Origin of the sequence: Microcoleus sp. Pol8_D6 (genome assembly GCF_036700965.1) — a bacterium.
Classification (GTDB): Bacteria; Cyanobacteriota; Cyanobacteriia; order Cyanobacteriales; family Microcoleaceae; genus Microcoleus.
The window spans coordinates 1-10,500 of record NZ_JAUBPW010000117.1; the positions used below are offsets into that span (position 1 = coordinate 1).

At 44.7% G+C, this 10,500-nt stretch carries 14 protein-coding genes; 9 read left to right on the forward strand and 5 right to left on the reverse strand.

Translation table 11 applies throughout. The features are described from left to right. Window positions 1-128: 128 nt before the first annotated feature. From QUA10_RS27890 to QUA10_RS27900, 3 genes are read right to left on the reverse strand one after another with little or no spacing between them, the layout of a single operon-like run. The gene (locus tag QUA10_RS27890) at window positions 129-1,544 is read right to left on the reverse strand and encodes a tail fiber domain-containing protein (protein WP_333086445.1); all 1,416 of its coding nucleotides are present in this window, start codon (window positions 1,542-1,544) and stop codon (window positions 129-131) included. After that, window positions 1,544-1,882: a hypothetical protein gene (locus QUA10_RS27895; protein WP_333085932.1), complete on the reverse strand. Its 339-nt coding sequence runs from the start codon at window positions 1,880-1,882 to the stop codon at window positions 1,544-1,546. The genes QUA10_RS27890 and QUA10_RS27895 overlap by 1 nt, the downstream gene beginning before the upstream one ends. Before the next feature lie 3 nt (window positions 1,883-1,885). Continuing rightward, complete coding sequence (locus tag QUA10_RS27900; RefSeq protein WP_333085931.1) at window positions 1,886-2,458, reverse strand: tyrosine-type recombinase/integrase; 573 nt, start codon at window positions 2,456-2,458, stop codon at window positions 1,886-1,888. Between the two features lie 215 nt (window positions 2,459-2,673). On the opposite strand from QUA10_RS27900, the gene QUA10_RS27905 reads away from it, so the two are divergent. Genes QUA10_RS27905 through QUA10_RS27920 form a run of 4 tightly spaced genes read left to right on the forward strand, consistent with a single transcriptional unit; the run spans window position 2,674 to window position 7,724 of the window. Continuing rightward, window positions 2,674-3,216 carry a hypothetical protein gene (locus tag QUA10_RS27905; protein ID WP_333086447.1) on the forward strand — a complete coding sequence of 181 codons (543 nt, stop codon included), beginning with the start codon at window positions 2,674-2,676 and terminating at the stop codon, window positions 3,214-3,216. Further along, the gene (locus QUA10_RS27910; RefSeq protein WP_333085964.1) at window positions 3,216-4,043 is read left to right on the forward strand and encodes a hypothetical protein; all 828 of its coding nucleotides are present in this window, start codon (window positions 3,216-3,218) and stop codon (window positions 4,041-4,043) included. The genes QUA10_RS27905 and QUA10_RS27910 overlap by 1 nt, the downstream gene beginning before the upstream one ends. Next, a complete protein-coding gene (locus tag QUA10_RS27915) occupies window positions 4,036-6,192 on the forward strand; it encodes a hypothetical protein (RefSeq protein ID WP_333086450.1) in 2,157 nt (718 codons plus the stop codon). The genes QUA10_RS27910 and QUA10_RS27915 overlap by 8 nt, the downstream gene beginning before the upstream one ends. Further along, window positions 6,192-7,724: a hypothetical protein gene (locus QUA10_RS27920; RefSeq protein ID WP_333085875.1), complete on the forward strand. Its 1,533-nt coding sequence runs from the start codon at window positions 6,192-6,194 to the stop codon at window positions 7,722-7,724. Before QUA10_RS27915 ends, QUA10_RS27920 begins: the two co-directional genes overlap by 1 nt. Here the strand turns inward: QUA10_RS27920 and QUA10_RS27925 are convergent. Then, window positions 7,716-7,925 (reverse strand): hypothetical protein, encoded by a 210-nt coding sequence (locus QUA10_RS27925; RefSeq protein WP_333085876.1) that lies wholly within the window; start codon window positions 7,923-7,925, stop codon window positions 7,716-7,718. The genes QUA10_RS27920 and QUA10_RS27925 overlap by 9 nt on opposite strands. Before the next feature lie 176 nt (window positions 7,926-8,101). Here QUA10_RS27925 and QUA10_RS27930 point away from each other — a divergent pair, with 176 nt between their 5' ends. From QUA10_RS27930 to QUA10_RS27945, 4 genes are all read left to right on the forward strand, one after another. Further along, window positions 8,102-8,422: a hypothetical protein gene (locus QUA10_RS27930; protein ID WP_333085877.1), complete on the forward strand. Its 321-nt coding sequence runs from the start codon at window positions 8,102-8,104 to the stop codon at window positions 8,420-8,422. Between the two features lie 70 nt (window positions 8,423-8,492). Continuing rightward, complete coding sequence (locus QUA10_RS27935) at window positions 8,493-9,173, forward strand: hypothetical protein (protein ID WP_333085878.1); 681 nt, start codon at window positions 8,493-8,495, stop codon at window positions 9,171-9,173. Window positions 9,174-9,179: 6 nt separating this feature from the next. Next, window positions 9,180-9,473 carry a hypothetical protein gene (locus tag QUA10_RS27940; RefSeq protein WP_333085879.1) on the forward strand — a complete coding sequence of 98 codons (294 nt, stop codon included), beginning with the start codon at window positions 9,180-9,182 and terminating at the stop codon, window positions 9,471-9,473. Then, window positions 9,455-9,814: a hypothetical protein gene (locus tag QUA10_RS27945; RefSeq protein WP_333085880.1), complete on the forward strand. Its 360-nt coding sequence runs from the start codon at window positions 9,455-9,457 to the stop codon at window positions 9,812-9,814. Before QUA10_RS27940 ends, QUA10_RS27945 begins: the two co-directional genes overlap by 19 nt. Here the strand turns inward: QUA10_RS27945 and QUA10_RS27950 are convergent. Beyond that, complete coding sequence (locus QUA10_RS27950; RefSeq protein WP_333085881.1) at window positions 9,811-10,104, reverse strand: KGK domain-containing protein; 294 nt, start codon at window positions 10,102-10,104, stop codon at window positions 9,811-9,813. The two genes, QUA10_RS27945 and QUA10_RS27950, sit on opposite strands and share 4 nt — an antisense overlap. Window positions 10,105-10,186: 82 nt before the next feature. Between QUA10_RS27950 and QUA10_RS27955 the strand changes: the two genes are divergently transcribed. Next, entirely contained in the window at window positions 10,187-10,468 is a 282-nt protein-coding gene (locus tag QUA10_RS27955; protein WP_333085882.1) for a hypothetical protein, read from the forward strand. Window positions 10,469-10,500: the final 32 nt, after the last annotated feature.

Sequence of the window (10,500 nt, forward strand, 5' to 3'; positions counted from 1 at the left end):
AGTTCGCACAATTCACATCAGGGGCGGTAACACGGATTCCCCGATCGCCCAAGAGAAAGTGCGGGAAGTGCGATCGCTCTTAGTTGCCGGAATCCCCCCTGCCGAAATTGCCGCAATGTTGAAAAAACCTATTTAACCGCGGGTAGTCGAGCGCGCAGCTCGCTTATTTGTTGCTGTTGTTCTTGGACGGCCCGTACAAGGCAAGCAACAATGCAACTGTAATCAATTCCATAAAGCTCTCCCTCCGATTGGGTGACATCTACAGCCTCTGGCAAAACTTTTCGCACGTCTTGCGCCACAAATCCAATTTTGCTTAGAGAATTTTTTCCAAGCTTTATCTTTTTCGTTTTCTCTTCAAATTCCTCGCACTCGTAGTGCCGATATTTCTGCGGGGATAAAGCTAAAATTTCCGCTAGTCCAGGGCTGGGTGAAAAATTTTGTTTGAGCCTGCGATCCGATGTTTGGATGTAAGCTCCCGTTATATCAATTCGGGCTACTCTGTGGGAAAGAGTAGGAAATGCAACTGCGTTGCCACCCATTCTGAAAAAATTAAAAGCATCGCCGCCACCTAATCCTGCATAATTACAAATTTCCGCAATTCCTTGCCCCGGCTGTACGGAGTTCCAGCCGAATGCGATAGAATTCCCAGCCGTATTAGCAATAGGTAAAGCTGATCCAAAATAGAGGGGAACGCCTTCGTGGAAAATTCGATAAGAAGCGCCTGCCATCGACCAGCCACCTATTCTCAGCTCGTTATTGGTGTCTATCCCAAAGTGGACACCATAAATTCCTGGGCGGTGGAAGGAGATAAAAGCGGCAGAAGAAGTGTTTGCAGACCTTACTTCAAATCCGCAATTATTGGCGATAGCAGTAAAGAGTCCTTCGCTATCACCAAAAGCTTTTACAGTAGGAGAAAAAACTTGCACGTGACTAGCAGGATTGAAATTCCCATCATTCCACACCCGCCGCCAAGGATGCCAAACCCCGTACGTTACTGTTCGGAAGTAAAATTCATTGTTAATAGTATTCTGGCATCCCGCCTGCATTCCCCATTGATTTGTGGGGTTTCCGTGGCGAGACTGAAATCCATTAATATGCTCAGTCCCAAAAGGAAAAGTGCCTCCTCCTCCGTAACAATCCAGAAATCCCGAAGTGTAAAAAACACTATCTATATTTACACTAGCACCCATAGCTTTGTGCCAGTTTTCGCCAAAAACAATACGGCTGCTATCAATTCCGTCAACATTTTCTGCGTCGATCGCTTTAGCATTTATTCCTAAATACCGAGCATCCCCTTCCGATGGTAATAAATATTGAGGATGTGGGTCTGGCGCATTTACGTGTGCTGCATCCGCTGCCTGAAATTCTGCATCACGAGTAATTGTGCCTGGAAGTTCTGCATCGGTAATAGCTGTCGATTTTAGTCTGTACTGACCATGTGGGTCTGGCGCATTTACGTGTGCTGCATCCGCTGCCTGAAATTCTGCATCACGGGCGATCGGCTGGGGTATTTGCGGCTCGGTGATGGGATTGTGTAAAGGCATCAGATAATCACCAACTCGGTGACATTTACAGTGGTTGGGCTGTTTGTGCTTCGCATCACCGCCGGCCCTTGCCACGGTGCAGCCGATGAATCTTCAAAGTATCCCCCCGGCAATAATTCCGCAGTAAATGCAGTGGGGGAAATAGTTGTGCCGTAAGCAAATAGCGCGTTAGCTGTTCCGTCATTGTAGATAGTAAGGCCGCGTCTATTTTTGGCTGCACTTCGATCCGATACAATCGTAGTCGTTGCAGTTGTTAGCGCGAATTCTGCTACAGTCCCTGCGTTAGAAAATTGTGTTAGCTGCTGTTGTTGCTGTTGGCTTGGATTAAATAAAGTCATGTTTTAAAAATTATCAATTGCATTTTTTAATTGGGCATCCGAAACTTCAATATAGCGCCCCAGTGAAGCCAGACTCCTGTGACCCGTTAGGCGCTGTATCAGCTTAATATCGCACCCTTGCTCATTCAATCGGGTAACAAAACCTCGCCTCGCCGAGTAAAGGGAAAATCCTTGATTTTCTAGCCCAGCCTTCTTAACAGCTCGCCTAAAAGCCTTATCCACGGATTGCCGACTTAGATGTTTGTCAGCCCTATAGAGCGAGGGAAACAAAAAACCTGATTCAGGCGGTTGGTAAGCGCTCAGCATTAATCTAAGCGCCCTGTGAATATTTACCTCGCGAGTTTGCCTGTCTTTGCGGTTGGAGCCCGGATAAATCACTTTGTCACGGGGAAGTCGCGCTTCAACATCTTGGTAGATATGATTAACATCTATTTTGAGGATCGCGTCCGGTCTTTCCCCAGTGTACCAAGAAATCCCTAAAAATAATTTATATAAATCGGTAGTAAATTGGTTGCTGATTTGATTAAAAGTCAGTTGACATAAAGGTGTCGCTTGTCCAAATCTTATAATTTTCACGGTTGCTGTTCTTGCGTGAATATGTGGTAATCAGCAACTAACTTGCTGCTTTTTCTAGCATAGCAGTCAAAACCGTTGATTTCCGGCTCTTCGTTTGTCTTAAACATTTGCTCTTTTATCTAAAAGAGCAACTTCTTAAGAATTTAGAAGCCTACCAGCGAGCATTGTAATCTTACTTAAACTTGAGAAGTAAGAATTATTTTAAGTAATTTATTATGGCGGATCATATTTCGGGTTCCGGTGCTTCGGTTTCGGGAACTTCTCACGCCAATCCTACTGGCTCGGCAAGTAAAGAGCGGTATGTATACGGAATTCTCGCATTGCTGGAGCAAGAGGAAAATAACTTAACGCGAGTTGCTGAAAGAACCGACCGAATTACGATCACCGTCAATCTATCCACTAAAACGGCGGCGATTGACTTACTGCTAAACGTAACTGCAAGTAACGCAGTAGGTGGCAGCACAAGTTACAACGCAACTCATTACCTCACTGGTAGCACATTTACCAGTGGCACTGGTGGCAGCAGCGCTCCTAACCTTGCTCAAGCGGCAATGGAAGCTGTCATCGATTTGAAGCTTATAGAGCTCGATAAAACCCGCAACCCTAACAACATAAATGCAATTACCCGCTGCACTCACATACTCGCAGCCAGCGGCGGCACCAATGCAACATTCAGCGCTTTGATTGAATTCCCTATAGAAGTAATTAGCTTGCCCGGTGGCGGCAGCGTAATAGAAGGCAAGGTCTATTTAACCTAATGGCTGAAAATCAACTTGAGAATACCAGAAGTTTCCGGCGGAGTATCACAAGCGCCGATGGTACAGGGGTTATTGAAATATTGAATTGCGCGAGTGTTTTTGCTGAATATGATCCGCTTAGTATTTCCTACTACTTGGGCAAAAGTTTTTATTTGGAAGCGTTAAGCGGTGCGATTTACTTGCCATCATACCAACAAGCACCTTTCCCGGAAATATTTCCTGAAATGAATTCAGCGGAAAAAATTGCTGCAATGCTTGCTGTTGAGGAGGATTATCCGTTTGTGGGGTTAAGATTCCACGCGCGGAAAGGGAGCGGTGCATGGTCAGTTTTGGCAACAGCGAGATTGCAAAATAAGGGGAGGGAAACAACAATACCTTTCGTAATCCCCTATTTAACAATCAATCAATTAAAGTTATTAAGTCCTGACGACAGTTTGGGAATTTCTATTATTAATTATGGACACGGCGTCTTAGGACTCGGCGACTACATAAATCTAGAAGGCGATTACCGATTCAATATTGACCTAATTGCCAAGCCACAAGTAAGGACGATCGGCGCTGGTTTGCCCTACGGAATCGAAATCCCAGAGGGATCACCTATACAATTCCGATCGGCAAATCAAAACCGAGCTATCCTCTACGCCACGAACACTGGCGATAAAGATATTTGGATTGCTGGAAATTCTAGTGTTGCGGTAGGTACCGGGATTTATTTAGCTCGCAACGGCGGCGGCAACCTGACCGAGCAAACGTTGAGCGGGGAACTGTGGGCAATCGCCGATGGCGGCACCTCTCGAATTTCCGGAGTCGAGGCGAGCTATGTCTAGGGTTAGTCGCACATCGGGGCGATCGCCAAGCGCCACAAGGGGCTCGAATGCAATAAATCTGGGCAAAGATAGTAGCGGCCCAGAGATGGGGCGGAAAGCACAGCCATCAGTATCGAGTGGAGGTATTGGAGTTACTCAAGAAGTCGGAAATATTGGCGGCGTTAGTGTGACGGGCGGTGTTGGCGTTGAAATTAGCCCGATCGGTCTAGATGTTAGCGGCGATCCTTCAAAAGGTACTGTTTCGATTGCCGGTAGCGCTGAGATTCCCGGCGGACTTTTAGGCTTGAGTGGTGGAGCCACTATTGATGTAAATACCGGAGAAATTAGAGGAGGAAGTATTGGAGGGGAGATTGGAGGACTAGGAATTAATCTTTCTTCAAATGATGGGAATGTAGGCGTTGAATTTACCTTGCAAATTCCTTTTACTCCAATTGAGTTAAGCCTTGGATTGGAGTTTCCAGCACCAACACCAACACCAACACCAACACCAACCCCAACACCAACACCCGCGCCAACGCCAACTCCAGCACCAACGCCTTATACGCCAGGACTTGCTAATGCAGGAGTATTTACAGTCACTAAATCGTGCAAAGATGATGATATGTTTTTGGCGGCGTATCACGGAAATTGGAATAACAAAGGTGAATTAATCAATCAATTCATAGCGTGGACGCTGTCTCCGATAGAACAAGCGGTGGAGACATATTTAATATTGCGTCGGCGGGAAACTTATAATCCTCATTATTATGCTAATCCGGCGGGGCCAGGCCTGTACAATGTAGTGCCGCAAGGGATTTATACAGATCTCACGGCTGCCGATATCAAAGAGTGTGAAAGATGGAGCTATCCAGGTGGCTATTTTCAAAATGGTGTAGAAACTATTGAATATTTAAATTATTGTGGCAACTGGCACTGGCAAAAATCTAAAAATATAATCGGCCACTCTTTGATTAATAGTACATCCAACACTTTTACGCTTGGCAAGTACGATGCTCACGTAAAATATAAAATAAATTATAAGCGAAAAAAATATTACCACAAAGATACAAGTAGAGGAATTAATCCCTGGTATGGCTCTCCTTATGATTACAGTATAGAAATATTAGAAATATTTCCAGCTCCCCCTTGTCCAGGTGGGTACATTCCTTCTCCTGCACCTTCTCCTGCACCTTCTCCTGCCCCTTTTCCAAACCCACCACCAAGAAGGAAAGAGATGGATACCTGTTGTCAAGAAAACCTTAAATTTTTAAGATTAATTTATACAAGACTAGGGCTTGCCAGATTTCCCGGCAAATTACCTTCAACTATTATTCAAGAAATCCCAAAAGAAGGAGAACAGCCCGCAGAACCGCCACAAGTGCCGATTGTAGATTTAGTAAGTTTACTCGACTGGCAATTTAGGCGCGATGATGAACGCTGGGGGCAGTGGGAAATACAAATAAATGTCAAGGATGCCGACCTCACGAAAGAAGGCGATCAAGGCAAACAAATTAAATTTCCTAATTTAGCGGAATCAATTGCTGAACTGGAAGGACAAATGTTAAGTGTGATGGCTAACGTCGATGCACTTGTTGCCATAACAACTAAAAATTTAGTTGAATCTGGAATGGGTCGGCAAGAAGCCATTAAAGGGTACTTAGCTGCAAAAGCTATCATTAAATACATGGCTTTTAAAAGCACGGAAATTGATGTACCTGTGCCAATGAGTTTTACCGCTGGAGCTGAATCAATTAGCGCTTTAGTACAAGAGTCTGAAGGACACATTAAAGGAACTGATTACGTAGAAAAAGAAACTTTACGCGATATTTTCCTTGATTTGTTGCAAGCAGCAGCCGTGACTCGGGCGGTGCATTGGCAAAAAATAGATTCTAAGAATGATACAAAATCTCAACTTTTGAATCTATTAAAAAGCACTGTTGATTTAGCTGGACTGGTGGCTAGTGGCGGACCTGAAAAAACAAGTGATGGAGAAGAAAAGAAATTTGACCCTGCACAAAACTTTGAGGACTTTATCGACTCCGTAGAAAATGGATTTCGCAATACTACGGGGATTACTGATATCCAAAATCCCTACGGAAAAACACCCGATCGCCGTCCTCGCATTCGACAAATTGGAGACAACATTTCACAAGCTGGAGGTGACAATTAATGGCTACTACGGCACCAACTCCCAAAATTGGGATGATTTTGCGCGAACTTGCGTCGCGAAAATTTCGGGAATCTTCTACAGGCGGTAATTTAATCCGAACTTGGTCGGCAAGCGCAACAACTACAAGCTCCGGCGGTGGTGGTTTGCTAGAGACAATTTTTAATGGAGCTTTGAGATTTGGTAACTTTTTAATTTCTGGAATTACCAGTTTAATTTCGTTTAGTTTTACAAAATTGTGGAGCTGGATAGTATCCGGCGTGCAATTTATTTATAACTTTGACTGGAATATTAGCGATACCGCCATAAACAAGCAAATTGAAGGATTATGGAATTCCTTTGGCGGTATTTTGGGCGGTGCGGTTGGAAGAACGATCGGTTGGATTGGTTGCGGATTAGTGCCGGCTGCAACGGTTTTTAGTTTCAATCAGTCGATGGGAGCGTATTTATTAAAGGAAGTAGGAGAGCAAGCCCTGGACGAAATGCTAGACGCTGCGAGCGAAGTTATCAACGCCGGCTTTCGCATGAGTGCTCAGGCAACTTTTCTATGGCTTTACAAAGATGTGCGGCGCGCGCTCAAAGACCCCAATAATCTTTTTGGCAAGGGATTGCGGACCGTCATGGGGGAAGAAACTGTCAAAAATTGGGGAACTGGGGAAAGCTGGACGATCGGCAAAGCGGTAGAGAAAAAAATTGAATCTATTCCCAACGTTTTCTGGCAGAACTTTACAGGAGAGATGCTAGAGGAAGGGTCGGAAGCTTGTATTGAAGCGGGTTTTGCTGTTGCGGGCGGGATTGATGCTTGGCTCGCGCAACAGGCAATGCAGCAAAATTCTGTGCTGGGGAGCGATCGCACCGTGGAAATTATTCCAGACCGCAGCGCACCGGAAGAGCGGATTATTTTAAGCGGGCCTGAAGCCGTATTGCGGCCAACAATCGTCAACGTGATGGCTACTCATCAAATGCTCGGCAACCGGGATGTGGGGGTACTTGTTAACGGTAATCCGGTAGACGACACAATCAGACCGGGAACTCAAGAGCGGCGGTTAATGATTGAATTTAAAGAAAAAACAACGCCACCGTGGGTGATGCCGACTGGAAAAAGAGCGCGCCGACGACAGATTACCGTTTTTGATGTCAAACGCGGTCTAACTTGGGAAGAAATAAAATTAGCAGCTAAACAGTACACCAGCGGCCAGCGTCTGGTTAACGCCCAACTCAACAACGGGCACCAAATGCAGTGTTACGGCAGCACGGAAAACGAGGGACTGCAAAAAATCAAAGAACTGCTCAAACTCTCTACAGCCGAACTTTTGCCAAACGGCGTCCGCGATTCGGGTTACGTAGACCCGACGACAACGCGGCGCGAATTGCCCTACCTTGTTTACCCCTCTAAGGCCGTGCTGGTTTGGAAAAAGCGATCACCTGACTTGGACGGCAGGGAAGACATTAACGGCCGAATGTGGACAGAAGAGCGAATTGCATTTGATTTGTGGCCCGAAAGCGAACCCGCTAATATGCCGCTTTTAGGGTAAAGAATTTTGAGTTAACAAATACTCTCGCTCTTTTTCAAGCTGTAATCGCACTTGAGTGATATTCGAGTTAGTTTCGCGCGCTAATCGTTCCAGCAAACGGCCGCGAGGTCGGTAACTGTAAGGTTTTCCCCAGCGCCTGTTTTTACGGGTTAAAGCTTTTCGGCTGCGCGTGCTCAACTTTGGGTAAAGGATTAAGTTCATGTTACAAATATTTACATTTGGGCAAGTTGACCATAAGTGCTACGGATCAACCCTAGGGTTGAGCATAACACCCTGCTAGTTGAAACCTTTTTCCAGTGGGCGTTTTAGCTGTTGACATCTTTGGGCTGAGTTTACTAAGGTGAAAAAACAAAACACAGCTCTGTTTAGAGAAATTTATGTCTATTACCGTTACTCAATTGGCAGCCAATTTGCCAGCTGGCGTTACTCTCGATCCTACTGCTTATCCCGGCACGGCCCAAGCAATTCGCGTAATTGTAGACCTGCTTGACGCATTCAACGAAACTCAAGCGGCTTTTAACGCAACTGCACCCGCTGGCACAGACGTACTATCCCTTGCAGTCGGTCAAGGGAACGAACAAACAATTTTTTGGCCACCCGGACAAACTACTACCACTGAAACCGTGCGCCCAAAAACTTACACCTTAACTAGCTTTCAGCGCAGCACAGTGTCTGACGTGTACCCTGTTGTAGGTTAATTTTTACTACCCGCTCTTAGGGTAGCAGCAAGTTATTTTCAATCATTAAAATTCACCCAAAAAACCAATAATGGCAGTTACTAATATTTACGGTCAACGCAACTTGCGGGCCGTTTCAATGCCCGTAGGCGGTGTTAATGCGTTTTACGTTTTTAAAACAAACGTAGACGCGAGCGAAGTTACAGATTTAGGACAGGTTGACGCGGCAACATTAACAGCGGGCGGGCCTGCCGCTCCTATTTTTGTCGGCACGGGCAAAAATGGCCGCCCTCGTCCAGCGCGGTTAAAAAAGAAAAAAGAAGGCATTACATCCCTAGTTAGCACCGCTAATATGGCGACTGCAATTGCTACTAGAAAATGGCAAGTTGTTAAGCGGGCAGTCTATCAAGGCAGAATTGCTCAAAAATCCGCAGCTTTTGGAACCCCCATTGCTGGCGGTGAAGCGGCAAAAGGCTCGATGTTAGTCGTTGTCACGACATCCGGGCTCAATTGGGCCTGGCGAATGCCCGCCCAACAGTTCAACAAAATCACAACGGCGGAAGCCACTGCCTTGGGAATCACTATTCCTAACACCGATTTAGAATTTCGCAGTTTGTTAGTTCGTGCTGATTTACCGCGCCCGGGACGCGCTTTTAGAAGCCTTTCGACAACCGACGGTACGCTGCGGATTGAAACTTTTATCGGCGATAGCGCTACTTTGCCTGCTGGTTGGTCTGGCATTGGCGAAGCTCGTAAATTCAGCCTTGATTAAAACAATATGCTGCTACTACCGCACCATCACGAGTTTGCGGAAACGCTTGCTAACTTGCCGTTTTTTTACCAAAATGCGGCAAGTAAAACTTGCGAAACTATGCACCTTATCCAAAAAAATCCCAATTACTTGCCAGAAATTGTTAATACCAATAGCTTGCAAGAATATTTATTAAGCGGCGAAATAGACGAACTTGTGGAATACGTCGATGGTTATGCCGACGACGAACTAACAGAAGAAGAAAACGGCAATCCGTTAAATTTGTGGGAGCTTGGCGACGAATGGCTTGGTTCGATTTAGGAATTGTTTTTCCAGATGAGACAATTTGGCGACAAACAAATCAAAGCGCTATAGACCAAGATTTAATTTGCTTGACTTATATTTCTACTGGGCTAATTTCATCCATTAAGTCTCGGCTGTTGGTTCGCAGGTTATGGCAGATTGACGGCGAGCTACCTATTGAAGAAAAAGCAATTGTTGTTTACCCATCACCAAATCGAATCCTGTTAAACTTGCCTGTTCTTGCCGACCAGGTTGAATCGGGATTAGCGACTTACAAAATACAAGTTAAACAGTATTATCCTTTTCGCAGGTCGGTTATTAACGAGCCGTCATACGCTTTAAAAATTGAGGTAAATTAAGGCGCGTTATCGCTAAATTCATCTGGCGCAAACTCTAAAATAATTTTGACCCAAATCTTGCCTGTAACCCAACCGTTTGCCCCAATTTTGAGCAAACTGCATTGAACACCTGTTTTTGTCCAACAATCGAAGCCTGACGCAAACACATGATTTTTTAAAAAACTTGAAATAGTATTTAAAAAATCATGGGTCGTATAAGTTTTATCGCTGCGAGCATGAAGAGTTGCTTCTGGGTCTAACACGCAAAACACGTAATTTTCGCTGTCTAATGGTTCAAATTGAGATTTCATACATAATTTTGTTAATAAAGACAAATTAAGTATAAACGAACAAGTTAGTTTTTTCAATAAAAATATGTAGTCATTTATTGCAATGAAAAATCTTACAGATACTGCTTCGTTAATTGGGACTCTTCTAACCTCGCTGATTAGTTTAATTGTTTTGTGGAACGTGACACGTGGCATTTTGACACTTCTAGCTAATATTCAACGAAAATTAACTGTACTTAGAAGTCTGTATATCAGTCAACGAGCCGAAGTGCGCGACATTCAGAATTATCTCAAAATCCATCACGGTTATCACGTTCGAGGGGGCATCCATGAAATTCAAGATGATTTACTAAACGAATATAATAACGAAAATACGGGGTTTTAATGGATAAATACTCGTATCGGTTTACTATTGCC

Bases quoted from the DNA above. Each gene is read 5' to 3' on its own strand.
- QUA10_RS27890 (WP_333086445.1), bottom strand. From the start codon at position 1,544: ATGCCTTTACACAATCCCATCACCGAGCCGCAAATACCCCAGCCGATC.
- QUA10_RS27895 (WP_333085932.1), bottom strand. From the start codon at position 1,882: ATGACTTTATTTAATCCAAGCCAACAGCAACAACAGCAGCTAACACAA.
- QUA10_RS27905 (WP_333086447.1), top strand. From the start codon at position 2,674: ATGGCGGATCATATTTCGGGTTCCGGTGCTTCGGTTTCGGGAACTTCT.
- QUA10_RS27910 (WP_333085964.1), top strand. From the start codon at position 3,216: ATGGCTGAAAATCAACTTGAGAATACCAGAAGTTTCCGGCGGAGTATC.
- QUA10_RS27915 (WP_333086450.1), top strand. From the start codon at position 4,036: ATGTCTAGGGTTAGTCGCACATCGGGGCGATCGCCAAGCGCCACAAGG.
- QUA10_RS27920 (WP_333085875.1), top strand. From the start codon at position 6,192: ATGGCTACTACGGCACCAACTCCCAAAATTGGGATGATTTTGCGCGAA.
- QUA10_RS27925 (WP_333085876.1), bottom strand. From the start codon at position 7,925: ATGAACTTAATCCTTTACCCAAAGTTGAGCACGCGCAGCCGAAAAGCT.
- QUA10_RS27930 (WP_333085877.1), top strand. From the start codon at position 8,102: ATGTCTATTACCGTTACTCAATTGGCAGCCAATTTGCCAGCTGGCGTT.
- QUA10_RS27935 (WP_333085878.1), top strand. From the start codon at position 8,493: ATGGCAGTTACTAATATTTACGGTCAACGCAACTTGCGGGCCGTTTCA.
- QUA10_RS27940 (WP_333085879.1), top strand. From the start codon at position 9,180: ATGCTGCTACTACCGCACCATCACGAGTTTGCGGAAACGCTTGCTAAC.
- QUA10_RS27945 (WP_333085880.1), top strand. From the start codon at position 9,455: ATGGCTTGGTTCGATTTAGGAATTGTTTTTCCAGATGAGACAATTTGG.
- QUA10_RS27950 (WP_333085881.1), bottom strand. From the start codon at position 10,104: ATGAAATCTCAATTTGAACCATTAGACAGCGAAAATTACGTGTTTTGC.
- QUA10_RS27955 (WP_333085882.1), top strand. From the start codon at position 10,187: ATGAAAAATCTTACAGATACTGCTTCGTTAATTGGGACTCTTCTAACC.